The organism is Streptomyces sp. NPDC004284 (genome assembly GCF_042874035.1).
Taxonomy (GTDB): domain Bacteria; phylum Actinomycetota; class Actinomycetes; order Streptomycetales; family Streptomycetaceae; genus Streptomyces.
In genome coordinates, this window is the sequence record NZ_JBIAMJ010000004.1 from 190,543 (window position 1) to 215,399 (window position 24,857).

General features: G+C 75.5%; 23 protein-coding genes. 11 read left to right on the top strand and 12 right to left on the bottom strand.

Going from position 1 to position 24,857, the window contains the following annotated elements; translation table 11 throughout:
* Position 1: 1 nt before the first annotated feature.
* Positions 2-1,327 (bottom strand): sensor histidine kinase, encoded by a 1,326-nt coding sequence (locus ACFYUS_RS13210; RefSeq protein WP_388849710.1) that lies wholly within the window; start codon positions 1,325-1,327, stop codon positions 2-4.
* A gap of 205 nt (positions 1,328-1,532) precedes the next feature.
* Between ACFYUS_RS13210 and ACFYUS_RS13215 the strand changes: the two genes are divergently transcribed.
* The 5 genes from ACFYUS_RS13215 to ACFYUS_RS13235 all read left to right on the top strand — a co-directional run bounded on the left by ACFYUS_RS13215 (position 1,533) and on the right by ACFYUS_RS13235 (position 7,478).
* A complete protein-coding gene (locus tag ACFYUS_RS13215) occupies positions 1,533-2,234 on the top strand; it encodes an ABC transporter ATP-binding protein (protein WP_388849713.1) in 702 nt (233 codons plus the stop codon).
* The gene (locus ACFYUS_RS13220) at positions 2,231-4,606 is read left to right on the top strand and encodes an ABC transporter permease (protein ID WP_388849716.1); all 2,376 of its coding nucleotides are present in this window, start codon (positions 2,231-2,233) and stop codon (positions 4,604-4,606) included. The genes ACFYUS_RS13215 and ACFYUS_RS13220 overlap by 4 nt, the downstream gene beginning before the upstream one ends.
* Before the next feature lie 65 nt (positions 4,607-4,671).
* Positions 4,672-5,187: a helix-turn-helix transcriptional regulator gene (locus ACFYUS_RS13225; protein ID WP_388849719.1), complete on the top strand. Its 516-nt coding sequence runs from the start codon at positions 4,672-4,674 to the stop codon at positions 5,185-5,187.
* A 102-nt stretch (positions 5,188-5,289) separates the two neighbouring features.
* Entirely contained in the window at positions 5,290-6,522 is a 1,233-nt protein-coding gene (locus ACFYUS_RS13230) for a DUF2306 domain-containing protein (protein WP_388849722.1), read from the top strand.
* Positions 6,519-7,478: a hypothetical protein gene (locus tag ACFYUS_RS13235; protein WP_388849725.1), complete on the top strand. Its 960-nt coding sequence runs from the start codon at positions 6,519-6,521 to the stop codon at positions 7,476-7,478. The genes ACFYUS_RS13230 and ACFYUS_RS13235 overlap by 4 nt, the downstream gene beginning before the upstream one ends.
* A gap of 15 nt (positions 7,479-7,493) precedes the next feature.
* Here ACFYUS_RS13235 and ACFYUS_RS13240 read toward each other — a convergent pair whose 3' ends face one another.
* Complete coding sequence (locus tag ACFYUS_RS13240) at positions 7,494-8,042, bottom strand: hypothetical protein (protein ID WP_388849728.1); 549 nt, start codon at positions 8,040-8,042, stop codon at positions 7,494-7,496.
* 130 nt (positions 8,043-8,172) lie between these two features.
* On the opposite strand from ACFYUS_RS13240, the gene ACFYUS_RS13245 reads away from it, so the two are divergent.
* The gene (locus tag ACFYUS_RS13245; protein WP_388849731.1) at positions 8,173-8,751 is read left to right on the top strand and encodes an isochorismatase family protein; all 579 of its coding nucleotides are present in this window, start codon (positions 8,173-8,175) and stop codon (positions 8,749-8,751) included.
* Between the two features lie 324 nt (positions 8,752-9,075).
* Positions 9,076-10,047: a hypothetical protein gene (locus ACFYUS_RS13250; RefSeq protein ID WP_388849734.1), complete on the top strand. Its 972-nt coding sequence runs from the start codon at positions 9,076-9,078 to the stop codon at positions 10,045-10,047.
* Here the strand turns inward: ACFYUS_RS13250 and ACFYUS_RS13255 are convergent.
* From ACFYUS_RS13255 to ACFYUS_RS13275, 5 genes are all read right to left on the bottom strand, one after another.
* A complete protein-coding gene (locus ACFYUS_RS13255) occupies positions 10,031-10,387 on the bottom strand; it encodes a hypothetical protein (protein ID WP_388849737.1) in 357 nt (118 codons plus the stop codon). The genes ACFYUS_RS13250 and ACFYUS_RS13255 overlap by 17 nt on opposite strands.
* Positions 10,388-10,418: 31 nt before the next feature.
* Positions 10,419-10,952: a carboxymuconolactone decarboxylase family protein gene (locus tag ACFYUS_RS13260; RefSeq protein ID WP_388849740.1), complete on the bottom strand. Its 534-nt coding sequence runs from the start codon at positions 10,950-10,952 to the stop codon at positions 10,419-10,421.
* Positions 10,852-11,598: an NAD(P)-binding protein gene (locus ACFYUS_RS13265; protein WP_388850588.1), complete on the bottom strand. Its 747-nt coding sequence runs from the start codon at positions 11,596-11,598 to the stop codon at positions 10,852-10,854. The genes ACFYUS_RS13260 and ACFYUS_RS13265 overlap by 101 nt, the downstream gene beginning before the upstream one ends.
* Positions 11,487-13,199 carry an FAD-dependent monooxygenase gene (locus ACFYUS_RS13270; RefSeq protein ID WP_388849743.1) on the bottom strand — a complete coding sequence of 571 codons (1,713 nt, stop codon included), beginning with the start codon at positions 13,197-13,199 and terminating at the stop codon, positions 11,487-11,489. Before ACFYUS_RS13270 ends, ACFYUS_RS13265 begins: the two co-directional genes overlap by 112 nt.
* Positions 13,200-13,496: 297 nt before the next feature.
* On the bottom strand, positions 13,497-14,324 hold the full coding sequence (locus ACFYUS_RS13275) for a helix-turn-helix domain-containing protein (protein WP_388849745.1): 828 nt from the start codon (positions 14,322-14,324) through the stop codon (positions 13,497-13,499).
* 49 nt (positions 14,325-14,373) lie between these two features.
* Between ACFYUS_RS13275 and ACFYUS_RS13280 the strand changes: the two genes are divergently transcribed.
* A complete protein-coding gene (locus ACFYUS_RS13280) occupies positions 14,374-14,820 on the top strand; it encodes a DUF2000 family protein (RefSeq protein WP_388849748.1) in 447 nt (148 codons plus the stop codon).
* A gap of 24 nt (positions 14,821-14,844) precedes the next feature.
* Here the strand turns inward: ACFYUS_RS13280 and ACFYUS_RS13285 are convergent, their stop codons facing one another.
* Positions 14,845-16,341: a PLP-dependent aminotransferase family protein gene (locus ACFYUS_RS13285; protein WP_388849751.1), complete on the bottom strand. Its 1,497-nt coding sequence runs from the start codon at positions 16,339-16,341 to the stop codon at positions 14,845-14,847.
* A 210-nt stretch (positions 16,342-16,551) separates the two neighbouring features.
* On the opposite strand from ACFYUS_RS13285, the gene ACFYUS_RS13290 reads away from it, so the two are divergent.
* The 3 genes from ACFYUS_RS13290 to ACFYUS_RS13300 all read left to right on the top strand — a co-directional run bounded on the left by ACFYUS_RS13290 (position 16,552) and on the right by ACFYUS_RS13300 (position 20,977).
* Complete coding sequence (locus ACFYUS_RS13290; RefSeq protein WP_388849754.1) at positions 16,552-17,802, top strand: Tm-1-like ATP-binding domain-containing protein; 1,251 nt, start codon at positions 16,552-16,554, stop codon at positions 17,800-17,802.
* A gap of 20 nt (positions 17,803-17,822) precedes the next feature.
* Positions 17,823-18,668, top strand: a complete 846-nt coding sequence (locus ACFYUS_RS13295; protein WP_388849756.1) for a phosphoenolpyruvate hydrolase family protein — start codon at positions 17,823-17,825, stop codon at positions 18,666-18,668.
* Positions 18,669-18,916: 248 nt separating this feature from the next.
* Positions 18,917-20,977 carry a SpoIIE family protein phosphatase gene (locus tag ACFYUS_RS13300; RefSeq protein ID WP_388849758.1) on the top strand — a complete coding sequence of 687 codons (2,061 nt, stop codon included), beginning with the start codon at positions 18,917-18,919 and terminating at the stop codon, positions 20,975-20,977.
* A gap of 13 nt (positions 20,978-20,990) precedes the next feature.
* Here the strand turns inward: ACFYUS_RS13300 and ACFYUS_RS13305 are convergent, their stop codons facing one another.
* The 4 genes from ACFYUS_RS13305 to ACFYUS_RS13320 all read right to left on the bottom strand — a co-directional run bounded on the left by ACFYUS_RS13305 (position 20,991) and on the right by ACFYUS_RS13320 (position 24,824).
* Positions 20,991-21,608: a DinB family protein gene (locus tag ACFYUS_RS13305; RefSeq protein ID WP_388849761.1), complete on the bottom strand. Its 618-nt coding sequence runs from the start codon at positions 21,606-21,608 to the stop codon at positions 20,991-20,993.
* 133 nt (positions 21,609-21,741) lie between these two features.
* Positions 21,742-23,697: an ABC transporter permease gene (locus ACFYUS_RS13310; protein ID WP_388849764.1), complete on the bottom strand. Its 1,956-nt coding sequence runs from the start codon at positions 23,695-23,697 to the stop codon at positions 21,742-21,744.
* A gap of 147 nt (positions 23,698-23,844) precedes the next feature.
* Positions 23,845-24,240, bottom strand: a complete 396-nt coding sequence (locus ACFYUS_RS13315) for a molybdopterin-binding protein (protein WP_388849767.1) — start codon at positions 24,238-24,240, stop codon at positions 23,845-23,847.
* 104 nt (positions 24,241-24,344) lie between these two features.
* On the bottom strand, positions 24,345-24,824 hold the full coding sequence (locus tag ACFYUS_RS13320; RefSeq protein WP_388849770.1) for an Lrp/AsnC family transcriptional regulator: 480 nt from the start codon (positions 24,822-24,824) through the stop codon (positions 24,345-24,347).
* Positions 24,825-24,857: the final 33 nt, after the last annotated feature.

The following is a 24,857-nucleotide window of genomic DNA, read 5'->3' on the forward strand; positions in this document are numbered from 1 at the left end:
GTCACGGAACCTCCCACGGAATCACCGCACGGACCCGGTACCCGCCGTGCGGGCGGCTGCCCGCGTCGAGCGTACCGCCGTACACCGCGAGCCGTTCCCGCAAGCCAAGCAGCCCGTGGCCGCCGCCCGGTTCGGCCGTCCGCAGCCGGCGCCCGCCCGTGTCGCGCACCTCCACCCGCAGCCGGTCCGCCCCGTACTCGACCTCCACCGACACCCGCGCGCCCGCCGCGTGCTTCACCGCGTTCGTCAGCGCCTCCTGCACCACCCGGTACGCGGCGAGGTCCACCCCGGTCGGCAGCTCCACCGGGACGCCCCGCACCGCCACCTCCACCGGCACCCCCGAGGCGCGCACCCGGTCCGTCAGCTCCGCCAGCGCGTCCAGGCCCGGCTGCGGGGCCAGCGCCACATCGGCCGCCGGGTCGGGACCGTCCGCGCTCATCGTCAGCAGCCCCATCACGTGCCGCAGTTCCGACATCGCCGTCCGCCCCGCCGCCTCCACCGCGAGCATCGCCTCCCGGGCCTGCTCGGGCGAGGTGGCGAGGACCGTGCGCGCCGCACCGGCCTGGATCGTCATCATGCTCACGTTGTGGGTCACCACGTCGTGCAGCTCCCGGGCGATCCGCGACCGCTCCGCCTCCACCGCCCGGCGCAGCGCCGCCTCCTGCTCCGCCCGCAGCACCCGCTCCCGCTGCCGCCACAGGTGGACGCCGTGCGAGGCGAGGGCGAGCGGCAGCAGGACGAGCAGGGGCACCAGGTCGCTGTCGACCTTCGGGACCAGCGGGAAGACCGCGTACAGCAGGGCACCCGCCAGGAGCGAGGCCAGCACCGACCTGCGGTGCGGGCTGTGCATCGCCGCGCTGTACGCCGCGACGAGCCCCGCGGCGAAGGTGGTCCGCGTGGCGTCGTCGGCCGCGTCCCCGAGGTGCAGCACGACCGACGCGACCGTCACCACCCAGTACACGGCCAGCGGGAAGCGCCGCCGCAGCACCAGTGGCAGCGCGGTCAGCAGCGCCGCCACGATCTCCCAGGCCTCCACCGGCGGCAGCACGTGCTCCACGGCGTGCAAGGGGCGCGGATCCTCCGGGACCCCCGGTACGTCCGGGAGCGCGGGCGGAGTCGGAAGGCGCCCCGGCACCGGCGCACCGCTCACGGCCGGGTAGGGACGGAGCTCGACGTACGTGCGGTTCAGGTTCCCGACGAGCGTGGCCACGGCGAGCGACAGGGCGAGCAGCCCGTCGGCCAGCCACGCCCAGCGGGACAGCGGGGGCAAGGCGCCGATGGTCCGCGATCCGCGTATCCGGCCCATGAATTCCTCGTACCTGCTCACCGGCGCAGTGTGCCAAGCGGGGCCGCGCGGGCGAATCGGCCCGGGGGACCAGGGAGCCGTCCCCGCGGTGTACATCGCGCGGATGACCCGCCCGCGCATCCGCCGCACACGGTACGGATCTTCGCCACCGCGGCCGACGCGGCCGAGGGCGGGCCGCTCCTAGCGTCGGTGCGCACCCACTCGACCCCGAGCCCCGGAGGGCCCCATGACCCCATCCTCAGCCGAGCCGCTCATCGACCTGAGCGAGGTCGGCAGGACGTACGACGAGGGGCCGGCCGCCCTCGCCGGGCTGGACCTGCGCGTGGCGCGAGGGGAGTCGCTCGCCGTCCTCGGCCCCTCGGGCAGCGGCAAGTCGACCCTGCTCAACCTCCTCGCCGGCCTCGACCGGCCGAGCACCGGCCGGGTGACCGTCGACGGGCTGCGCGTCGACGCGCTGAGCGAGACGGCCTCCGCCCGCTACCGGCGCGACCGCATCGGCATGGTCTTCCAGTTCTTCCACCTCCTCGACGACCTCACCGTCCTCGACAACGTGCTGCTCCCCGCCCAGCTCGCCGGCACGGCGCGCGGCCGGGCGGCGGCGCGCGCCGCCGAACTCCTCGAACAGCTCGGCGTCGCCCGCCACGCGCGCGTGCGTCCCGGCCGCCTCTCGGGCGGCGAGCGCCAGCGCGTCGCCGTCGCCCGCGCCCTGATGAACCGTCCCCCGCTGCTCCTCGCCGACGAGCCGACCGGAGCCCTGGACACCGCGTCCGGCGCGGACGTCCGCGACCTCCTGCGCGAACTGAACGCCGACGGGCAGACGATCGTCCTCGTCACCCACGACCTCGCGCTCGCCGAGGCCTGCGCGACGCGCACGATCGAACTCGTCGACGGCCGCATCGCCCGCGACGTCACGGCGGTGGCCCGATGAGCGCGGATCCCGCCGGCGGCGGCGCCCTCGGCCGGGTCGTACGGGCCGGGGTCGGACGGCGCCGCACGCAGACCGCCGTGATGGTCCTGACCACGCTGCTCTCCGTCGCCTCCGCCGTCCTCGCGCTCGGCCTCCTCGTCGCCTCCGGCGCGCCCTTCGACCGGGCCTTCGCCCGGCAGCACGGCGCCCATCTGACGCTGCGGTTCGACGGATCGGCCGTCACACCGGAGCAACTCGCCGCCACCGCCCACGCGTCCGGAGTGGCCGCCGCCTCGGGTCCCTTCGCCGTCACCTCCCGGCGTCTGAGCGCGGACCGCACGGCCCCGCCCGGATTCGCCCCGCCACCGCTGACGATCGTCGGCCGGGCCTCCGCCGCCGGGCCCGTGGACGCGGTGACCCTGACGGAGGGCCGATGGGCCGCGGCTCCCGGCGAGATCGTCCTGGAACGGGGATCCCGGCCGCCCGCCTCGGGCCCGGGGACCCGCCTGACCGGCGACGGCGTCACCCTCACCGTGGTCGGCATCGCCGAGTCGGTCGGCGAGAGCGCCGACGCCTGGGTCGTACCCGAGCAGCTCACGGCGCTCGCGGGCGGACGGCCGCCCGCGCTCCAGATGCTCTACCGGCTCACCGCGGCCGACACCGCCACCGACGTGACGGCCGGCCGGAAGGCCGTCACCGCCGCCGTACCGGCCGGGGCGGTCACCGGCAGCCGCTCGTACCTCGACGTGCGGGAGAGCGCGCGCCGGACCACGGCCGCCTTCGTGCCCTTCGTCACCGCCTTCGCGTTCCTCGGCCTGGCGATGTCGGTGCTGGTGATCGGCATCGTGGTGAGCGGAGCCGTCGGCGCCGCGACCCGCCGGATCGGGATCCTCAAGTCCCTCGGCTTCACCCCGTTCCAGGTGGGGCGCGCGTACGTGGCGCAGGCGCTGATTCCGGGCACCGCCGGAACCGTGCTCGGGGTCGCCCTCGGCAACCTGCTCGCCGTGCCCGTCATGGCGGAGGTGGCCGAGGTGTACGGGACGACGGAGGTCCTCATCCCCGTGTGGGTCGACCTCGTCGTGCCGGCCGGCGCGCTCGCCCTCGTGGCCGCCACCGCCTTCGGGCCCGCCCTGCGCGCGGCCCGGCTGCCGACCGCGACGGTCCTCCGCATGGGCCCCGCCGCCGGCGGCGGCCGGGGGCGGGCGCTCCTCGGCCTGTTCGGGCGCCTGCCGCTGCCCCGGCCGGTCACCCTGGGCCTCGCCGCGCCCTTCGCCCGCCCCGCACGGGCGGCGGGCACGGCCGCGGCGGTGGCCTTCGGGGCCCTCGCGGTGACCTTCGCCGTGGGACTCGGCAGCACGCTCGTCGCCATCAAGGCCGACGGCGACCCGGACCGGGGCGGCGACGTCACCGTCCACACGGTCACCCTGGCGCAGGGGAAGCCGGGCGATCCGAGGCCGATGCCGGGGAAGCCGGCCGATCCGGCCGCCGTCGCGGCGGCGATCGCCGCGCTCCCGGGGACGGGATCGGCGTACCGGACGGCCCGCACCGAGCTGGACGTGGCCGGGCTCAAGGGCGGCACACCCCTCATCGCGTACGAGGGGGACACGGCCGGCAGCCCCCGCACGATGGTCTCCGGCCGCTGGTTCGCGGCCGCCGGGGAGGCCGTCGCCGCGTCCCGGTTCCTGAGCACCACCGGGGTCCGCGTCGGGGACACGGTCACCCTCTCCGAACAGGGCCGCACGGTCCGGGTCCGGATCGTCGGAGAGGTCTTCGACCTGGGCGACGAGAGCATGGCCCTGCGCGCCTCGGCGGCGTCCGTCGCCGCGCTGGGCGCCCGCTTCGAGCCCGCCGACTTCGCCGTGACGGTCACCGAGGGCACGGACGCGGCCCGCTACGCCGAGCGCCTCGACGCCGCCGTGGCACCGCTCGGGGCGGAGGCCGCCCTCACCGAGGGGAGCAAGTCGAGCGTCATCCGGGCGATGCAGGCCCTGATCGTCGCGCTCACCCTGATGCTGGTCGTCGTCGCCGGCCTCGGGGTGCTCAACACGGTCGTCCTCGACACCCGCGACCGCGTCCGTGACCTGGGCGTCTTCAAGGCCCTGGGGATGACCCCGCGGCAGACGGTCGCGCAGGTCCTCACCTCCGTCGGCGCCATCGGCCTGGTGTCGGGAGCGGTCGGCGCGCCGTTGGGCGTGGCCCTGCACAGCCGGGTGATGCCCGCGATGGGCCGCGCGGTCGGCACCACGATCCCGCCCGCCGACATCGACGTGTACGGCGCCGCCCTCCTCGGTCTCCTCGTGGCGGCGGGCGTCGTGATCGCGACGGCCGGCGCGCTGCTCCCGGCGGGCTGGGCGGCCCGTGCGGCGACGGCGCGGGCGCTGCGGGCGGAGTGAGGGCCGGGGCCCGGCGGGGAGCCTCCCGGGGCCGCCCCGCCTCTCCGCCGCGATACGGTCGCCGCATGTCTGAAGTCCGGTTGACCACGCCCTCCTTCCTCGTGCTCGGCATCATCGACAAGCTGGGCGAGGCCAGTCCGTACGACGTGAAGGTGGAGGCCGCGCGGACGGTGGCCCCGTTCTGGTCCATGCCGCACGCGCAGGTGTACGCGCAGTGCGACCGGCTCCTGGAGGCGGGGCTGCTGTCGGAGGTGCGGCAGCCGGGCGGTCGCAACCGGCGTCTGATGAGCCTCACGGAGGAGGGGGCGGCCGCCCTGCGCGGCTGGCTGGCCGACCCCGCCTTCGTCCCGGTCGAGGCCCGCGAACGGGGCATCCTCAAGCTGTGGTTCGGCGCCAGCCCGCGCGTCCACGCCCCGGTCCAGATCGAGGAGCACCGGCGGACCCTGGACGAGTACGAGGGCCTCGCGGACGAGGTCGGCGAGCTGCTGACGCGCGGGCAGCGCGAGGCGCTGGAGTTCGGCATCCGGTATGAGCGGATGATGGTCGATTTCTGGCGGTGGGTGGAGAGCCGCGAGCCCTGATCCTCTCGACGAGAGCTTGTTACCGACCGGTTGACCCCGGTCGCCTCCCGCCCTACCTTCCTCCATAGTCCAGACAGGACTATCAGTGAAGGGGGAACCTCCATGCGACGCGCGGCGGGTGCACGACGGGGATGGGGGAGGGCGGCCACCGTCGCGGTGACCGTGATCTGCCTGGCGTACGCGCCGATCGCCATGACCGAACTCTGGCCGTACGCGAGGCCGGGCGCCCCCGCCCCCGGCGAGTGGCTCCTCGGCCGGTCCGTCTCCCCGGAGTTCGTGGCCGAGGCCGTGCGCGACCGGGCGGGACCGTACGGGCGCAGCCTGGCCCCCCTGATCGCGCACTCGGTCCTGGGCGGCCTCCTCATGCTCCTCGGCCCCGTACAGCTGCTCTCCGCGGTCCGGCGCCGCATCCGCCTGCACCGGATCACCGGGACCGTCTTCGCCGTCACGGTGTACGTGTCGATGGCCGGCGCCGCCCTCTACCTGGTGCGCACCCCGCCGGAGGAGGCGTTCAGCGGGGCCGCGTTCTGGATCGTCCTCGCCACGATCCTGGTCGGCACCGTCGGCAGCGTGACCTTCGGCGTCCTCGCCGCCGTCCGTGGCTTCCCGGACCTCCACCAGCGCTGGCTGCTGCTCTGCTACGGCTTCCTGATGACCGCTCCGCTGCTGCGGCTCGAATGGGGTCTGCTGCCCTCCCTCTACCCGGGGCTCGACCTGTTCGACATCAACCGCGTCGCGATCATGCACCTCGGCGCGCTCGTCTCCTTCGGCGCGCTCCTCGCCTCCCGCGCCCTCGACCGGCGCACCACCGTCCCGGGCCTGACCGGCACGTGGTGCCCGCTGCCGGTGCGGATCGCCGCCCATCTCGCGGGCGCGGCGGGCCTGGTGTGGATCACGGTGGCGTTCCTCGACGAGGGGACCGCCGGACGCCGGCTGCTCCTCGCGTACCTCGTCCCGTACGCCGTGACGTACGCCGTCATCGCCGCCCGGGCGGCCCGCGCCGGCTCCCGGGGCGCCGACTGGGCGCGCGAGGAGTGGTCGCTGCACCTCGCCGCCCTGTGCCTGGCCCCCGCCTTCTCGGCGGTGACCGTGCCCGTACTGGAACGGACCCTGGACCTCGACCGGCCCACGGCCCTCGTCGCGGGCGTCGGCATCGGCTGCGGCATGCTCGCCTACGCGGCCGTCACGGCGGTGAGCCTGCGGATCCTGTACGCCCGTGAACTCCTCAAGCGGCAGCGGAAGTCCCTCGATCCCCGCGCCGATTCTCACGCCGATCCCCACGCCGGTGCGCCGGCGGTCGCCGCGGGCGTCGCCCGGGAAGGAACCCAGGGATGAGCTCAGGGACGAGCCAGGGGACGAACCAGGGGACGAGCCCGGGGACGAGCCAGGAGACGAACCAGGGGACGAGCCCGGGGAGGAGCGGCACCGCGCCGGAGACGGCCGCGACCCCCGACGGCAGGGAACTCTCGCCCGCCGTCGTGGTCCTGAGCGGCGTCGTCGGAGGCATCAGCGCCACCGTGGGCACCCTGCTCGCCGTGGCGAGCCTGACCGGCCACGCGGCGGGAGCCTGGGCGTCGCCCGAGGCGCTGAGCCCCGGCCTGGTCGGGGCGGCCATGGCGGGCGTGGCACCCGCGCTCTTCACGGTCGGCCGGGCCCGCGTCTGGGAGGAGGTCCGCTCCCTGGTGCTGCCGCTCGCGATCGTCCTCGTCGGCCTCTTCACGGTGTCCCTGCTCAACGCCGGAACCCTGCAGGCCGTACGGGGCGGCCCGCTGTTCCTCGCCCTGTTCAGCCTCGGCTGGGTCGCCACCCTCGGCGTCCTCGCCCTCGCCGCGGTGGGCTGCCTGGCGGCGCAGTACCGCAGACGCCCCGGCGGCGCGCCGGAGAAGCGCCACCCGGTCGCCCCGCTGCCCGCCTGGTCGAAACCGCTGCTCGCCGTGCTCGGCTCGGGCTGGCTCGGCATCGGCGCCGGCCTGCTCTTCCTCCCCTCCTTCTGGGGCGCCCTGCTCCCGTGGACCGTGAACCGCGCCGACGCGCAGGGCCTCGGCGTGTGGGCGCTCGCGCTCGGCGTCGGCGTCCTCGCCTCCCTCGTGGAGGACGACCTGGCCCGTATCCGCCCCGCCCTCGGAGCCGTCCCGGCCGTGGCCCTCGCCCTCGCCGTGGTCCTCGCCGCCCACGCCTCCGCGGTCGACTGGACCTCCGGCCCCGGCACCGCCCTCGCCGCCCTGGTGACCGGACTCCTCGTCACGGGCGTCTCGGGCCGCTGGCTGCTCGCCCGGGCCACACGACGCTAGGGCCTGCCCGACGGGTCACGGACGCCAGCGCGGCGCCTCGTCGTCCGGGGTGTCCGGGCTCCCGAAGTGGAAGGGCACCGCGAGGTGTCCGGCCAGGGCCCGGCCGGCCGCCTCGGCGGCCGTGGCCTCCGGACGGCGCGACTCCCCGGCCCGCGCCCCGCCCAGGTGACGTACGGCCGTCTCCCGGTGGACGGTGGCCAGGTGGTGCTCGCCCGCGGGCTCGGCGGTGACGGCCAGGAGGATCACGAACCAGTCGTGGACGGTGTCGCCGTCCCAGACCGCCTCGATCGCCACAACGGGCCCCGGGCAGCCGGAGGCCCGTGCGGCGAGCGACTCCAGGCCGAGGGGGCTGAGGGGGGCGCGCGCGATCCGGTCGCCGTGGTGGAGATACCGCTCGTGGACGACCCTCTCCGCCTCGTGGAGCCCCAGACCCCGGCCCCGGCAGGCCTCCCAGACGACCCGCGCCGCCCGGAGCCGGGCGTCCTGGAGGACGTACCCGTCGACCTCGCCGCGAATGCCCTCCGGCAGCAGCTCCCACCACTCGGACGTCGTCAACTCGGCCATGCGGATCCTCCCTTTGTTCCCGGCCCGCGAGGTTACCCGCAGGTCCGGGGCGCGCGCCCGGGAGTTTCAGGTCTCTCCCGAGGGGCGAAACCCCGTGGCGGGCGGGGCTCGTGGGAGTGATGATGACCGGATGACCCAGCGCGCGCGGCCCGTGGATGCCCTGATCGTCGTCGACGTCCAGTCGGCCTTCGTCACCGGCGACGGGGCCGTCCCCGCCGCCGGCCGGCTCGTCGACCGGACGGCCGACCTGATCGCCCGGGCCCGGCGGGACGGGGCGTTCATCGCCCACCTGCAGAACGACGGGCCGCCCGGCTCGGAGGACGAACCGCACACGCCCGGCTGGGAACTCCACCACCCCGTGGAGCCCGGCCCCGCCGAGGTCGTGATCCGCAAGCCCCACGACGACGGCTTCGAGGAGACCTCCCTCGGCGACGTGCTCACCGCCGCGGGAGTGCGGGCCGTCGCCGTCTGCGGCGTGATGTCGGAGATGTGCGTGCAGGCCACCGCCCGTACGGCCCTGGCACGCGGCTACCGGGTCGTCGTCCCGCACGACGCCCACGCCACCCAGGACATCCCGGCCGCCCCCGGCATCAGCGAGGCCGTACCGGCGGCGACGGTCTCCCGCGTCGCGGCGTACGCCCTCGGAAGCGACGCCGAGACCACCGTCCCGGCCGCCGACGTCGTCTTCACGGCCCCGCCGGTCCCCTGAGACACCCCGCCCCGTCTCCCGCGGAGCGAACGGAACGCGCCACGCCGCGCCCACGATGCGACGACGGGGTTCGAGCGAGGACGCCGAGGCGTTCACCGGGGAACCGGAGGCCGCCGGAGGCCGGATGAGGGGGCGGGGCCGAGGGCGGGGGCGCGGAACAGGGCCGAGTCGTCGCCCGCGCCTTCCGGCCTCCGCGTTGCCGGAAGCAGGAAGGCGCGGGGCCGCGTGGCTGCTCGGTTCCGCCCTTGATGTCCTCTCTCCCCGGGCGGACGCTGAGCGCGCACACGTCCTCGGTGAGGGGCAAGGGGCAAGGGGGGATCCGGGATGCGTCATGTGCCGTTCTTCCGCTGGGTGGCGACGTTCGGTCTGATCCTGTTCTGCTGCTCGGCCGTCCTGGACGGGCTCGGGACGGTCGGGTTCCTGTTCGTGGTCGGTGGTCTCTTCGGTGGGACCGTCCGGGCGTTGTACCGGTCGAGCGGCGCGCATCGGCGGCCGGGCCGCCGGGCGGTGCTGTTGCGGGGCGCCGCCGTGCTGGTGGATCCGAGGAACCGTCGGGCGGTCCGTCGGGCGGCCCGGTTGCGGGAGGCCGCCGTCCTCGTGGCCCGGGATCACGGGAAGGCCGTGGAGGCGGTCCGTACGGCGTGGGCTCCTTCGCTCCGGGCGCAGGTGGACGCGGAGCTGGAGCTGATGCCGGTGGCACGGCTCAGGCGGGTGGCGGGAAAGGCCTTTCCCGCCGGGGAGTTGGCCGAGCGCGGCGTCCGCACGGTACGGGACGTGCTCGACGCCCGGGAGTGGGGTCTCGAACACGTCGGGGTGCCACGGCACACCGCGGGCCCGGCGGTCGCCGCCGCGCGGAGGATCGCCCAGGAACGGGCCAGGGCCGTGGTGGTACGGATCGAGGCGGACCGGCCGGAGCCGCAGACCACGGCGGTGCTGGCCGCGCTCCGGGTGCTGGTGGAGGCGGGGCCGCGGGCGAAGGGCGCGGCGGAGCGGGGTGCGGCTCTGGCCGCGCGCCTGGACGCGCTGCTCGCCGACGCGGCCCCCGCCGTCCGGATCCGTCCCCTGCTGACCGCCGGGCCGGACCAGTTCCGGCGCGCGAGGGCGGCCCTGGACGCCTTGCACCCGCTGCTCGACCGAGCCGAACAGCGGTTCGCGCAGGCCTCCGTCGACCTGCTGCGCGGGCCGGACGCCGATCCCGCCGGGCTTGACGCGTGGGTCGACTTCGCGTCACGGCCCGAGAAGTACCAGGCCCTGCTCACGAAGTGCGCGGACCGCACCCTCACGTGGGCCGACTGACGGGCGGCCGCGGCCGCACCCCGTCCGGCGCGAGGCCGACCTCCCCCGTGGGCCGGGCGTCGACGCGGAGGCGCGCCGTCCCCTCCGGCGGCAGGCAGGCGTACGCGACCGCCGCGGCGAACTCCGGCCCCGTGCCGGGACCCGTCGCGGCCGCCTCGACGAGCCGGCCGTCCCGCAGGCCCACCGCGTGGCGGCCCGCGCCGAGGGGGGCCGCGGCGGCGAGGCGGCCGGGGAGGGCGGCGAGTGTGTCCTCGATCCGCCGCTCGGCGCCGTGACCGACGGGAACGCGGAGGGGCCGCTCAGTGTGCGTGGCCGTCCCGCCCGGGTCCGTCCCCGTCACCCCGTCCGTTCGGCCCGGACCCCCTGGGGAGTCACCCCTCCCCGGCCTCCGGCTGGATGCCCGCGAGGAGGTTGAAGGCGCCGGTGAGGAGGTTGAGGGTGACGACGCCGACCACCTCGGCGATCACCCGGTCGCTCCAGCCGTGCTTCCGCACCTCGGCGACGTCCTCGTCGGAGAGGGAGCCGGGCTCCGCGAGGACCCGCAGCGCGAGGGCGATGAGGGCGGCCTCGCGGGGGTCGGTCGACGTGCCCTGACGGGCGAGCTCGATGTCGGTCTCGGTCAGTCCCGCCGCCCGCCCGGCCTCGCGGTGCGCCTCGCGGCAGGTGCCGCAGCCGATCCACTCCTGGACGGCGAGCGACAGCTTCTCGCTCAGGGCGCGGGGGATCTTCACCCGTTTCATCGCCCGCGACAGGCTGAGGTAGCCGTCGAGCAGAGCGGGAGAGTGGGCCATCGTGGACACCATCTCACCGACGGAGCCGTGCCGTTCGACGATGTCGGTGAGCAGCTCGCGGGCGCGGCCGGGCGCCTGCTCGGGGGCGAGCGCGGCCAGTCTTCTCGTGGTCATGGAACCTCTCCTCTGCATACCCTTGGGGGGTATAACTCGGGAGGGCCGGGAGAAGTTCCCGGAAACCTGTGGCGCCGGTGCCGGTGCGGTGTCGGTGCTGGTGTCGGGCGGTCGGCGGCAGTCGTGACGGGCCGAGCGCGGGCAGCCGGTCCAGGAGGACGCCGAGTCCGATCTCGGCCTCGGCGCGGGCGAGCTCCGCGCCCACGCAGGAGCGGATGCCGAGGACGAAGGCGCGGTGCCGGCAGGCGTCCCGGTGGATGTCGAGCCGGTCGGGGTCCGGGAACCGTGCCGAGCCCGGGACGAGCAGCGGACGGTCGCCCCGGCGTACGGTCCGGCCCCCGGGTCTGCGGCCGCCTTCGAGGGCCTCGGTCCGGAAGCCGAGCCGCTCCAGCTCGTAGGCGGCGACGAGGCCGGCCATCCCCGCGCCGACGACGGTGACCGTGCTGTTGGCGCGGGTGCGCCGCCCGGGCGTGCGGCAGTTGACGGGGCTGCACGGCGGTGGTGGTCCGCATGACGGTCCGACTTCCGATCGGTTCAGTGCGCACGGTGCGAGCGGGTCTGCCGGGACTTGAAGGACTCGCGGGGTTGCCGGAGTTTCCGGGACCTGAGGGACTCCCGGAGCTTCCAGGGCCTGCGGGACTCCCAGGGCTTCCGGCCCGTTCTCGGGCCGTCGGGGGCGAGCGCCGCGAGGTAGTCGTGGAGCAGGGCGGTGCGGGAGAGCGGGGCGACGAGTCCCACGTATCCGTCGGGCCGCACCAGGCACAGGTCGTCGGGGTGGCAGAGCCGCCCGGCCTCGATGGGGTCCCGGGGCGTCACGGGCAGGATCCGGACCGGGACGGGGAACCGGGCGCACGTCGCGCGCAGCGCGTCGAGGACCCCGGGCTCGGCCCGCGCGGAGTGCAGGAGCAGCGTCCACCGCTCGTACGCGAGGAGGGTGTGCAGCCGACGGGGGACGGGGCCCGTGCCGGCGGTGACCCGGACGTCGGGCATGCGGTCGCCCGCGCGCGGACCGGAGCGGCGGTGCAGGGCGGGCCGGTGCCAGGACAGGGCGCTCCCCCGGTGGCCCCGGCGCAGGTCGCTCAGGCGCAGGTCGAGTCGGCGCTGGAAGCCGCGCCGGGCGAGGGCGCCGGGCACCGCGGCCGTGAACGCCCGGTGGCCCAGCGGAGGCAGCGGCAGCTCCATGAAGTTGAACCGCATCTCGCGGATGTACCGCACGGCCATCCGCCGCTGCTCGTGGCAGTACGTGTCCAGGAGCCCCTCGCCCGCCTGCCCCCGGTGCACGGCGGCCAGCTTCCAGGCGAGGTTGTGGGCGCCGAGGATGCCGACGTTCATGCCGTGGCCGCCGACCGGGGCCCAGGCGTGCGCCGCGTCCCCGGCGAGCAGCCCGCGCCCGTGGCGGAGCCGGGCGGCGACCCGGTCGCTGAAACGGGCCCGGTTCAGCCAGAGCGGCTCCGTCGGGTCGAGCCGGAGGCCGGGCATCCGGGCGGTGTCGGCGACCAGGTCGCGCAGTTCGCCGACGGTGGGGGCGGCGGTCAGCTCCGGGTCCGGGTCGTCGCGGAAGCAGAAGAAGCGGAAGCCCCCGCCGGGCAGCGGGAAGACGAGCAGCGAGCGGTGCGGGGCCAGGAAGATGTGCCCGCGGCCCGGCCGTTCGCCGAGCGGCCAGGTGGGGCGGGCGTTGCCCTGCACGACCTGGAGGCCGGTGCGGCGGCGGCCCTCGAAGGGGATGCCGAGCCGGTCCCTGACGACGCCGGCCGTGTCCTCGCAGCCGACGATCCACGGAACGGCGGCGAACTCCTCCGTGCCGTCCGCGTGCCGCAGGGTGAACTCGGCCCGGTCCTCGCGGACATGGACGTCGGTCAGCTCGGTGTTCCACTCGACGTGGGTGCCGAGCCGGGCGAGTTCCTCGCGGAGGAGACGCTCGATGTCGTGCTGTTCGATGTCGAGCGGGCGGGCGTGGGCGGACAGCGCCCAGCCGGTCGTGAGCTCGCCGAGGAACCGGTCGCGCGCGTGGATCGTCACCGAGTCCAGCTCCACCCCGTGGCGCCGGAGGACCTCGCCGACCCCCAGGGCGTCGAGCGCCTCCCGGGCCCGCGCCCAGAGCACCAGGGCCCGGGCCTCGCGCTCGGCGGTCGGCGCCCTGTCGACGATCCGCACCCGCAGCCCCAGCCGGCGCAGGCCGATCGCGAGCGTCAGCCCGACCGGCCCCGCCCCGACGACGCATACGTCCACGTCCTTGCCCGCGTCCACGTGGTCACCCGCTCTCCGCTCGCCCACCCACCGGGGCTTCAGGGTGAGGGGCGGAAGATCGGCTTCGGCAGGGCGTGCGGTGGGGCGCTGGAATCACTACCGCCGGGAGAGATGACTACCTGTGCGTCATCCTGTCCGTTTGGACGGCGACAGACGGAATTCGGCCGTCCGCAGGGGCGGGGAGGGTGTACGCGGCCGGATCGTCACGCTTCGGAGCCGCTCACGCCCGGCTCGCCCGCCCCGGGCGCGGGGCGGCCGCTCCCGGATCGGCTCCGTGCCCCTCGTCCACCGGCCGGTTCACGACAGCGGCGTCGTGCCCCCTCGCGTCCGGGTGAAGCGCCCGGGGGTGGTGCCCACGATCCGCTTGAACGAGCGGTTCAGATGCGACTGGTCGTAGAAGCCGGTCGCGGCCGCCACCTCGACCGGCGGCCGCCCGTCGAGCAGCAGACCCCGGGCCCGGTCGATCCGGCGGGCCGTCAGGTACTGGTGCGGCGCGATGCCGAAGGCGCCGCTGAACGCCCGTACGAGATGCGCGGGATGGGCGTGGAGCAGCAGCGCGGCCTCGTCCAGCGTCACGCCCTCGACGAGCCGTGCGTCCAGGAGCTCCCGCAGACCGTCCGCCACCCCGGGGTCCGCTCCCCGCGCGGGCGTGACGAGCCGGGGCCGCAGATGGCCGCGCAGCCGGTCGCCGATGAGGGCGAGGCGGCTCTGCGCCTCCAGCTCGTCCCCGGGCTCCGCCAGCGCGGTGTGCAGCTGCCCGACGCGCCGCCGCAGCAGCGGGTCGACCAGATCGGGCGCGTCGACCGCCGGACCGATCAGGCTCTCGTCCAGCTGGGTCAGGTCCAGATACAGCACCCGCTTGCGGAAACCGCCGGAGGTGGCGGGCGAGCCGTTGTGCGGGACCCCGGGCGGAAGCAGGGAGACCGTGTCGCCGGGAGTGCCGCGCTCGTGCCGGTCGAGGTCGTACCGGACCGCTCCGTCGTCGACGATGAGCAGGGTCCACACGTCGTGGACGTGCATCGGATACGCGTGCTCCGTGAAGTGGGCGTGGAACACCTCCACGACACCCGGCACGCGCGGGCGCCACGCCGAGACCTCCTGCCGGGTCACCGTGCGGGCCACCATGCAAGGAATGTACAAGACCGCGCGGCGGGGCCGGCGGCAGTCTCGGATCATGAACACCACCGACACCACCACGGACCACACGCCCGTACGCTTCGACACCAAGATCGCCGTGCTGCTGCGCGAGGACCTGGAGACCTGGCAGCGGCTGAACGTGACGGCGTTCCTGGTCAGCGGCCTCGGCACGGAGCTGCCCGAGGTCATCGGCGAACGGTACGCCGACGCCGACGGCACCCCGTACCTGCCGATGTTCCGGCAGCCCGTCCTGGTCTTCGAGGGGACCAAGGAGACGCTGACCGCCGCGCACGGCCGCGCCCTCTCCCGCGGGCTGCCCCGGGCGGTGTTCACGAGCGACCTCTTCACCACCGGCAACGACCGGGACAACCGCGCCGCCGTACGGGCCGTGGGCGCGGGACAGCTCGACCTGGCGGGGATCGCCGTGTACGGGCCGCGCAACGCGGTCGACAAGGTGCTCAAGGGGGCCCGGATGCACCCCTGAGGGGGCGGGCGGGGCCCCGTGCCGTCAACCGGCCGCGCGCCGCGCGCACTCCACGAGGGTGGGGAGCGCGGCGGCCAGGGCCCCGGTCCCGTGCGCGTACGGCAGCCTGAGCCGGTCCCGGAAGCCGTCCACCGGTGAGAACGCCGCCCCGGGGACGACCGACACCCCGTGGCGCCGCGCCAGCTGGGCCAGGGCCTCCGTGTCGGCGCCGGGGATCCGCACCCACAGCGCGGGACCGCCCGCCGGCCGGCTCCACTCCCAGTGCGGGGCCGCCGCGCGCACCAGGGCCTCGGCCGCGTCCCGCTGTCCGCGCAGTTCGGCCCTGCGCCGGGCGCGGGCCTCGGGCAGCCGGTCGAGCAGACGGACGGCGACGAGCTGGTCCACCACCGAGCAGGCCAGGTCCACCGAGGTCTTGATCTTCGCGAGCCGGGCCACCACCTGCGGCGAGGAGCGGACCCAGCCCACCCGCAGCCCGCCCCAGAACAGCTTCGAGAGGGTCCCGACGGTCACCGTCGAGGCCATCGGCAGACCGGCCACGAGCGGCACCGGGGCGGCGTCGTCCCCGAAGGGCCCGTCGTCGCCGAAAGCCCCGTCGTCACCGGAGGTCCCGCCGTCCTCCCCGCCGCCCAGGGCGAGTTCGGCGCAGGCCGTGTCCTCGACCGTGAACAGCCCCTGGTCCGCGAGGACCCGCCGCCACTCCCGGCGCGCCGCGCCGCCGAGCGTACGCCCGGTCGGGTTGTGGACCGTCGGCTGGAGGTACACGAGCCGGGGCCGTCCGTGCGCGCACAGCCGCCGCAGCTCCGCCGGACCGCTTCCGCCCGCGCCGCCGTCCGGCTCGTCCCCGCCGACCGGGACCAGCCGGGCGCCCCGCGCCCGCAGGGCCTCCAGCGCTCCCCGGTAGGTGGGGTTCTCCACGACCACCGTGTCGCCGGGATCGACCAGTGCCTGCGCCACCAGCCACACCGCCTGCTGCGAGCCCGAGGTCACCAGGATCTGCTCCGCATCCGTCGCCACCCCCGCCGCCCGGTAGTACGCGGCGATGCCCTCCCGCAACGCGGGGATCCCGTACGGGTGGTAGCCGTCGTCCCCGAGCAGGGCGCCCAGGTCGTCGTGGGTGAGCGCCCCGACGGCCTCGCCGACGGCGCCGAGCCCGGGCAGCGCGCCGCTCGACAGATCGGCGGTGCCGGGGCCTCCCGACCGCGCGTTGAAGCTCACGAGCCGTCCCTCGGCGACGTACCGGTCGAGCGCGCCCGACCCCCGCAGCCGGGAGCCGCTGCCCCGCACGCTCTCCAGCCATCCCTCGCCCTCCAGGAGCCCGTACGCGGCCGTCACGGTCGACCGGCTCACCCCGAGCACCACGGCCAGTTCGCGCTGCGAGGGCAGCACGCTCCCGCCGGGCACGTCCCCGCGCTCGGCCAGCTCCCGCAACGCGTCCGCGAGCCGCCGGGGCAGCGGCCCCGCCCCCTCCGACGACCAGCCGGTGAGGAGTCGGGACAAACGGGTCGAAGCAATCCTGGCCATGGCACCCATCTTGCTGCACGGCCCCCGTCCGTCCTGCCGCACGGCGCCCGCTCGTCCTGCCGCGCGGCTCCCGCCCGGCGATCTCCGCGACGCAGGCCAATCCGCCCCGACTGGTCGTTGTCGCCGCAGGTCACCCGACGGAGGATCGACACCGGCGGGACCGGCGCACGGGACCGGACACGGGTACGGGACCGGGAGAAGGGTGAGGGCATGGCGACCGTCGTGCTGGCCGGCACACTGGACACCAAGGGGGAGGAGTACGCCTGGCTGCGCGAGCGGCTCAGGGAGTACGGCAGCGAGGTCCTCCTCGTCGACACCGGGATCATGCCGCCGCCCGCCCAGGCACCGGCGGCCGACATCCCCGCCGACGTCGTCGCACGGGCCGCCGGCCACGACCTGGCACGGCTCCGGGCCGCCGGCGACCGCGGCGCGGCCGTCACCGCCATGGCGCAGGGCCTCGCCCGGATCGTCGTCGACCTCTACCGCAAGGGAAAGCTGCACGCCGTGCTCGCCGCGGCCGGCAGCGGCGGCTCCGCGATCGCGGCCCAGGCCATGCGGGCGCTGCCCATCGGCGTCCCGAAGGTGCTCGTCAGCACCATGGCCGGCGGTGACGTCTCCCCGTACGTCGACAGCAGCGACCTCACCATGATGTACAGCGTCGTCGACATCTCCGGGCTCAACTCCGTCTCCCGCCAGGTCCTGGGCAACGCCGCCGCGGCCGCCGCCGGCATGGCCCGCCGCCACGAGCGCAACCACGACGAGTCCGCCGGCCGGGGAAGGCCGGTCGTCGCGGCCACCATGTTCGGCGTGACCACCCCGGCCGTCGACGCGGCCCGCGCCCGGCTCGCCGAACTCGGCTACGAGGTCCTCGTCTTCCACGCCACCGGCGCCGGAGGCCGGGCCGTCGAGAAGCTCGCCAGGGACGGCATGCTCGACGGCGTCCTCGACCTGACCACCACCGAACTCGCCGACGAGCTCGTCGGCGGCGTGCTCAGCGCGGGCCCCTCCCGGCTCACCGCCGCCGGAGCCGTCGGCATTCCCCAGGTCGTCGCCCCCGGAGCGCTCGACATGGTGAACTTCGGCCCCGCCGCGACCGTCCCCGAGCGGTTCGCCGAACGCCGGCTGCTCATCCACAACGCCACGGTCACCCTGATGCGCACCACCGCGCGCGAGATGGCCGAACTCGGCACCGGGATCGGCCGCAAGCTCCGCGCCGCGCACGGCCCCGCCGAGGTCTTCTGGCCCCTGCGCGGCGTCTCCGCCGTCGACACGGCCGACGGGCCCTTCGAGGACCCCGAGGCGGACCGCGCCGGACTCGACGCGCTGCGCGCCGCCGTCGTGGGCGGCGAGGTCCGGGTCCACGAACTCGACGCCCACGTCAACGACCCCTCCTTCGCGGTCGCCATGGCCGACCGCCTCCACCAGCTGATCACCGAGAAGGCCCGCACCCCCGTCCGCTGACCCACCGAGGAGCGACCACTGTGAACACCCGGACGACCACCATCAGCCGTCAGGACGTGCTCGACCGGCTCCGCGCCCAGGTCGCCGCGGGCCGCCCGATCGTCGGCGCGGGCGCGGGGACCGGCCTGTCCGCCAAGTGCGCCGAGGCCGGCGGGGTCGACCTCCTGATCATCTACAACTCCGGCCGCTACCGGATGGCCGGACGCGGCTCGCTCGCCGGCCTCCTGCCGTACGGGGACGCCAACGCGATCGTCCAGGACATGGCCCGCGAGGTGCTGCCCGTGGTCCGCGACACCCCCGTCCTCGCCGGCGTCTGCGGCACCGACCCCTTCCGCCGCATGGACCTCTTCCTCGACGAGCTCAAGGCCATGGGCTTCGCCGGCGTGCAGAACTTCCCCACGGTCGGCCTGTACGACGGCACCTTCCGGGTCAACCTGGAGGAGACCGGCATGGGGTACGGCCTGGAGGTCGACATGGTCCGCGCCGCCCACGAGCGCGACCTGCTCACCGCCCCGTACGTCTTCGATCCGCAGCAGGCCGCCGACATGGCCGAGGCCGGCGCCGACGTCCTGGTGCCGCACGTCGGGCTCACCACCAAGGGGGCCATCGGCGCGGGCACGGCCATGACGCTCGACCAGGCGGCCGCCGCCGTCCAGGAGATGCACGACGCGGCCAAGCGGGTGAACCCCGACGTCCTCGTGCTCTGCCACGGCGGACCCATCGCCGAGCCCGAGGACGCCCGCTACGTCCTGGAGCACACCACCGGCGTCGTCGGCTTCTTCGGAGCCTCGTCGATCGAACGCCTCCCCACCGAGCGGGCCATCACGGAACAGACCCGGGCCTTCAAGGCCCTCGCCACCGGCTGAGGCCGTCGCCGGCGGCGCGCGGCCGGGTCGCGTACGAGCGGCCGGGCCGGCGCGCCCGGCCCGGTCACCGCGGGTGACGGGGCCGCCCGCGCGCCGAGGACCGCCGGGACCGTCCCCTTCGGCACGGGCGGGGGCGGGGTGCCGCACCGATCGGCCGTACCGCGCAGCGCCCGCCGTCAGCTCCTCGGATAGGGTGATTCGGTAGGGATTGCGCCCTTTGGGGCCGGGCCGATGCGTAGGGCGATGCGTTGGAGACTCATCAGTCGTCGAGCAGGGTTCCGCAGCCGCCCCGGGCGGCCGTCGGGGACGCGGGCGTGCTCCGCGAGCTGCTGCCGATCGCCCTCTGGCGGGAGGACGCCGAGGGCCGCATCGTCGAATGGTCCCTCGCCGCGCAGGACCTCCTCGGACACCGGCCCGAGCACGTCCTCGGCAGGCTCGCGACCCCGCTCCTGGTCCCCGACGCGAACCGTGAGCTCGCCGACCGGCTCACCGACCGCGTCCAGGCGGGCGAGACCATGGTCGGCACGCTGCCCGTCCGCCACCGCGACGGCCACACGGTCGCCATGGAGATGTGGATCGTCCCGGCGGCCGACCCGCAGGGGCGCCCGGGGGCGATGCTCATCGCGGTGGAGACCTCCGAGGTCCTGCGGATGCGGGAGAACCTGGCGGCGATGGACAGCCTCTTCGCCCAGTCGCCCATAGGACTCGCCCTGCTCGGCCCCGACCTGCGCTTCCTGCGCGTCAACGACGCCCTGGCGCGGATGAACGGCGTCTCGGCCGCCCGGCACGTGGGCCACCGGCTCACCGAGGTCGTGCCCGGCGTCAACGCCGCCTCGCTCGAATCCCTCATGCGCCAGGTCCTGGAGAGCGGTACGGCCGTGGTGGACGCCCGCCGGGTCGGCCGCACCCCCGCCGACCCCGACCGGGACCACATCTGGTCCTGCTCGTACGCCCCGCTCGTCGACCGCACCGAACCGCGGCCGCTCGGCATCATCGCCTCCCTCGTCGACATCACCGAGAGCCAGGAGGCGCACATCGAGGTCGAGCGGGCCCGGCACCGCTTCGCCCTGCTCGCCGAGGCCGGAGCCCGGATCGGCACCACCCTGGACCTGAAGCAGACGGCGGAGGAGACCGTGCGCTTCCTCGTCCCCCAGCTCGCCGACTCGGCCGACGTGCAGATGCTGGAGTCCGTCCTCGAACCCGACGACCCGGCCGCCTCCACCCGGGGCCTGCTGCGGCGGGTCGCGTCCCGCTTCCCCGACCCGAGCGCGCCCACGGCCCTCCTCGCCCCGGGACAGACCTTCCAGATCCCCCTCGACTCGGTGTACGAGCAGGTCGTCGTCCACGGACGGCCGACGAACCTCTACGCCTCCGACATCCCGGCGCTCTTCACCGACCCGCGCACCGAGTCGCTCCGCACCTACCTCGCCACCCGCATCGGCTCGGCGCGGCTCGTCCCCCTGGTGGCCCGGGGCCAGGTCCTCGGGGCGGTCACGGTGACCCGGCTGCGGACCCGCGAGCCCTTCGACGCGCAGGACTGCGTCCTCATCGACGAGGTCGTCGCCCGCGCCGCCCTCAACATCGACAACGCCCGGCTCTACACCACCCAGCGGGAGGCCGCCCTCACCCTGCAGCGCAGCCTCACCAACAACGCGCTCCCCGCCGTCACCGGACTCGAACTCACCGGCCGCTACCTCCCCGCGAGCTCCCACGACGTCGGCGGCGACTGGTTCGACGTCATCGCGCTGCCCGGCGGCCGGACGGGACTCGTCATCGGCGACGTCATGGGCCACGGCATCCACGCGGCGGCCGTCATGGGCCAACTGCGCACCGCCGTAAGGACCCTGGCCCGCCACGACATCGCGCCGGCCCGCATGCTCAGCTCCCTGGACGCCGTCGTGGCCGACCTCGGCGAGGACGAGATGGCGACCTGTGTCTACGCGGTCCACGATCCGGCCACCGGCGGCTGGGTCATCGCCCGCGCGGGCCATCCGCCGCCCGCCGTCGCCACCCCGGAGGGCGCCATCACCTTCCTCGACGGACCGCCCGGGACCCCGCTCGGCACCGGAGCCCACGACTTCGGCACGGAGGAGGTCGCCCTGCCCGGGGGCGGACTCCTCGTCCTCTACACGGACGGTCTCATCGAGGCCCGCGACCGGGACCTCGACCAGGGCATGCGGCAGCTCGCCGAGGCCCTGCGGCCCCTCGACCGGCCCCTGGGCACGCTGTGCGACGAGGTCATCGGGCGGCTCCTCGCGGGATCCGCCCAGGACGACGTGGCGATGCTCCTCGCCCGTACCACCCGCTGAACTCCCGCGGGGCCTACGGGAGGAGCCGGTGGAGGTCGCGGAGGAGGGCGATCTCCGCGCCGTGGTGCAGGAGCTCCTGGTTCACCCACCAGACGATCTCCAGGAAGGGGTTCTCCGCGTCGCTGCCGTGCGGGTAGGTGCAGTGGCCCACCGTGTCGAGCGCCTCGTCGTCGGCGGACACCAGCGCCTCGCGCCAGGCGGTCGCGGCGGCGTCGAACGCCGGGAGGGCGGTGGCGACGTCCCCGCTGACCGTGAAGTCGTCGCGGGTCAGGCCGCGGCTGCCGGTCGTGTGGTCGGCGCGCAGCGCGAGCATCTCGGTGAGGTGGCTCAGCCGCCAGGCGATCGTCGTGAACGGCGGCGGCACGGGGTGCGGCGGCGGCGTCGTGTCCCGGCCCCAGTCGCCGGCGCCCACGAGGAGGGTCGCGCCCGGCCCCGGGCCGTCGGCGTGGCGCCGTACGGACCAGCATCCGGGCCCCGGCTCCCAGAGGTACTCCGCGTCGGTCATCGGACCGACCTCGACGTCCGTGCCGTTGCCGCTGTCCATCACCGGTCCCGCCATCCGGTCGGCGAGTCGTTTCCGGGCGAAGTCGAACTGGTCGAGGAGGGGGACGAGCCGCTCGGGCAGGGGCATGGGACGCTCCGGATCACGCGGGGGCAGGGCGGTCGTACCCTGCCACAGCGCCCGGCCGCGCCGCCTGCCGATTTCCGTCCCGCCCCGGCCCGTCGACGGAGGCGCGGGGAGCGCCTTCGTCCCTCAGGGGGCCTCACAGCGGTACGACGGTCACCTCGGTCGCCTTGACGCCCGTCCAGACCGGCACCCCGTCCGCGAGGCCCAGTTCGGCGGCGGCCTGCGGGGTGATCTCGGCGACGAGCGAGGGCGCGGAGTCCGAGGTGACGAGGACCCGCAGCCGACTGCCGCTCGTGGTGATCTCCCGTACGGTGCCGGGCCAGACGTTACGGGGACTGCCGCCGGGCCTCTCGCGGTGCACGGCCACGGCCTCGGGCGCGATGATCGCCAGGGCCGGGGTGCCGGCTGGCGGCTGCTCGGCGGTGATCAGGGTGCCGCCCCCGTCCAGGGCGAGGCCTTCGGCGGAGGCGGTGCCGGGCCAGGCGTTCCGGCCGAGCATCCGGGCCACCCAGGGGGAACGGGGGTGCCGCGAGACCTCGGCGGGAGAGGCGTCCTGGAGGGTGCGCCCGTCCTGGAGGACGAGCACCCGGTCGGCGAGCGAGACGGCCTCGACGGGGTCGTGGGTGACGATGAGGCAGACACCGCCGAAGCCGGCGAGGTGGTTGCGCAGGGTGTGCCGGACATGGGCCCGGGTGGTCTGGTCGAGGGCCGCGAGCGGCTCGTCGAGCAGCAGCAGCCGGGGACGGGCGGCGAGCGCGCGGGCGAGGGCGACGCGCTGGGCCTGGCCGCCGGACAGCTCGGCCGGACGGCGGTGGGCGAGGTGGCCGACGGCGAGCCGGTCGAGCCAGGCCCGCGCCTCCCGCCGGGCCTCGGCACGCGGCACTCCGCGCGCCCGGAGGCCGTACGCGGTGTTGGCGAGCGCCGACAGATGGGGGAAGAGGGCGCCGTCCTGCGGGACCCATGCCACCCGGCGCCGGTGCGGGGGCAGCTCGGTGACGTCGGTGTCGCCGAGCCGGAGCGAGGCGTGGGCACGGGGGGTGAGGCCGAGGAAGGCCCGGAGCAGGGTGGTCTTGCCGGCGCCGTTGGGGCCGACGACGGCGATGGTGGTGCCCGGTCCGGCGTCGAGGGTGAGGTCGTTGAAGCCGGTGACCTCGGCGTGCAGCGCCCAGCGCCCGGCGTCCGCTCCGGGGAGGTCCGTGACCGACGCGGCCCGCGCCCCGTCCGGGGCGACGGCGGGGTCCTCGGCGGGTGCCGCGGACACGGTCCGGGTCCGGCCCGGGGAGGGGGTGCCCGTCCAGCGGCCCCGCAGGGCGATCAGGACCGCCATCGCGATGGCGAGCAGCAGCAGCGACACGGAGGTCGCCGCCTCCGGCTCCTCCTGGAGCAGCAGGTAGACCTGGAGCGGCAGGGTCTGGGTGGTGCCGGGCAGGTTCCCGGCGAAGGTGATGGTGGCGCCGAACTCGCCGAGCGCCCGCGCCCAGGTGAGCGCGGCTCCGGCGAGCAGCCCGGGGGCGACCATCGGCAGCGTGACGGTGAAGAACACCCGCACCGGCGAGGCGCCCAGGGACGCCGCCGTCTCCTCGTACCGGGGGCGCAGCCCGGCCAGCGCGCCCTCCAGGCTGATGACCAGGAACGGCATGGCCACGAACGTCGCGGCGACCACCGCGCCGGAGGTGTGGAAGGGCAGGGTCACCCCGAAGGTGCTCTCCAGCCAGGGGCCGATGACGCCGCGCCGCCCGAACGCGAGCAGCAGGGCCACGCCGCCGACCGTCGGCGGCAGCACCATGGGCAGCAGGACCAGCGAGCGGACGATCGCCTTGCCCCTGAACGGCACGCGGGCGAGCAGCCAGGCGAGCGGCACGCCGAGCAGCAGCGACAGGCCGAGGGCCCAGAAGGAGACGAGCAGGGACAGCCGGAGGGCCTCGACGGTGCCGGGGCTCGACAGATGCGCGCCGAAGGACCCCCACTCGGTGCGGACCAGGACCCCGACGAGCGGCAGCAGCAGGAACGCGACGGCGAGCAGCGCGGGCACGGCGAGGAGGAACGGGGCGCGCGGCCCGCGTCCGGCGGTCCGGCCGTGAAGGCGTTTCATCGTGGGTTCCAGGGGTGTGCTGAGGAGGGGTGCTCGGAGAAGCGCGAGGGGGGCTGTCCGTCCCCCCGGACGCGGACAGCCCCCACGGGCCGCTCCGGGCCCACGGCCTCCGGAAGTCCGCTTCCGGGGGCCGTGTCCCGGAGGGAATCAGGTCCGGTCGATGTGCACGCTGGTCGACTTCACCCGGGCGGTGGCCTGCATGCCGACCTCCAGGCCCAGCTCCTCCACGGCCTCGCGGGTGAGCAGCGAGACGAGCCGGTGCGGGCCGGCCTGGATCTCGACCTGGGCGGCGACGTCGCCGAGCTTGACGGCGGTCACGATCCCGGGGAACGCGTTGCGGGCCGAGGTGTACGACTCCTCCTCGTCCCCGGCGGTGCCCTGCCCGACCTCGATGGAGAAGGCGGCCAGATCGCGGCCGTCGATCAGACGCCGGCCGTTCTCGTCGCGGTGGGTCGCGACCCGGCCCGCGTCGGCCCAGCGGCGTGCCGTGTCGGGGCTGACGCCGAGCAGGCGTGCCGCCTGGCCGATGGTGTAGGACTGCATGCCGGCCACGTTAGGCCGTACGGGATCTCATCTGCAAGGGATCGCGGGATGCCTCATGGCATCTGCCAGCCCACTTGGACGAACCCACCAGGAAGGGCGGCGGCTCAGGACGTCCCCGAGCGGCGGCCGACCGCCTCGACCAGCGGCAGCAGCCGGTGCGCGACCCGCTCGCGCAGCGCGATCTCGGTCCGGGTGCGGACCACGCCGGGCAGCTGGATCAGCCGCTGGATGACGTCCTCCAGATGCCCGGCGTCGCGGGCCACCACCCGGGTCAGGAGGTCGCCGCCGCCGGTGATGGAGAAGGCCTCCACGATCTCCGGCACGCGCGCGAGCGCGTCCCCGACCTCGTCCAGATGCCCCTGGGTCACCTCGACGTGCACGAAGGCGAGCACCGGGTGCCCGAGGGCGGCGGGGGAGAGGACCGGCCCGGTCGCCTTGATCACCCCGTCGCGCTCCATCCGGTCGATCCTCGCCTGCACGGTGCCCCGCGCCACTCCCAGGATCCGCGCGTACTCGCGCACGCTCGTCCTCGGCTGCTCGATGAGCAGCCGCAGGATCCGTGTGTCGAGCTCGTCCACCGCCATGCCCCGTCGGCCTCCTTCGCCCCGGCTCGTCCG

Coding starts and splice junctions, on each gene's coding strand:
- ACFYUS_RS13245 (WP_388849731.1), top strand. CDS start 8,173: ATGACCCAGCGCGCGCGGCCCGTGGATGCCCTGATCGTCGTCGACGTC.
- ACFYUS_RS13280 (WP_388849748.1), top strand. CDS start 14,374: ATGAACACCACCGACACCACCACGGACCACACGCCCGTACGCTTCGAC.
- ACFYUS_RS13305 (WP_388849761.1), bottom strand. CDS start 21,608: ATGCCCCTGCCCGAGCGGCTCGTCCCCCTCCTCGACCAGTTCGACTTC.
- ACFYUS_RS13240 (WP_388849728.1), bottom strand. CDS start 8,042: ATGGCCGAGTTGACGACGTCCGAGTGGTGGGAGCTGCTGCCGGAGGGC.
- ACFYUS_RS13215 (WP_388849713.1), top strand. CDS start 1,533: ATGACCCCATCCTCAGCCGAGCCGCTCATCGACCTGAGCGAGGTCGGC.
- ACFYUS_RS13260 (WP_388849740.1), bottom strand. CDS start 10,952: ATGACCACGAGAAGACTGGCCGCGCTCGCCCCCGAGCAGGCGCCCGGC.
- ACFYUS_RS13275 (WP_388849745.1), bottom strand. CDS start 14,324: ATGGTGGCCCGCACGGTGACCCGGCAGGAGGTCTCGGCGTGGCGCCCG.
- ACFYUS_RS13290 (WP_388849754.1), top strand. CDS start 16,552: ATGGCGACCGTCGTGCTGGCCGGCACACTGGACACCAAGGGGGAGGAG.
- ACFYUS_RS13310 (WP_388849764.1), bottom strand. CDS start 23,697: ATGAAACGCCTTCACGGCCGGACCGCCGGACGCGGGCCGCGCGCCCCG.
- ACFYUS_RS13230 (WP_388849722.1), top strand. CDS start 5,290: ATGCGACGCGCGGCGGGTGCACGACGGGGATGGGGGAGGGCGGCCACC.
- ACFYUS_RS13320 (WP_388849770.1), bottom strand. CDS start 24,824: ATGGCGGTGGACGAGCTCGACACACGGATCCTGCGGCTGCTCATCGAG.
- ACFYUS_RS13225 (WP_388849719.1), top strand. CDS start 4,672: ATGTCTGAAGTCCGGTTGACCACGCCCTCCTTCCTCGTGCTCGGCATC.
- ACFYUS_RS13285 (WP_388849751.1), bottom strand. CDS start 16,341: ATGGCCAGGATTGCTTCGACCCGTTTGTCCCGACTCCTCACCGGCTGG.
- ACFYUS_RS13250 (WP_388849734.1), top strand. CDS start 9,076: ATGCGTCATGTGCCGTTCTTCCGCTGGGTGGCGACGTTCGGTCTGATC.
- ACFYUS_RS13220 (WP_388849716.1), top strand. CDS start 2,231: ATGAGCGCGGATCCCGCCGGCGGCGGCGCCCTCGGCCGGGTCGTACGG.
- ACFYUS_RS13315 (WP_388849767.1), bottom strand. CDS start 24,240: ATGCAGTCCTACACCATCGGCCAGGCGGCACGCCTGCTCGGCGTCAGC.
- ACFYUS_RS13235 (WP_388849725.1), top strand. CDS start 6,519: ATGAGCTCAGGGACGAGCCAGGGGACGAACCAGGGGACGAGCCCGGGG.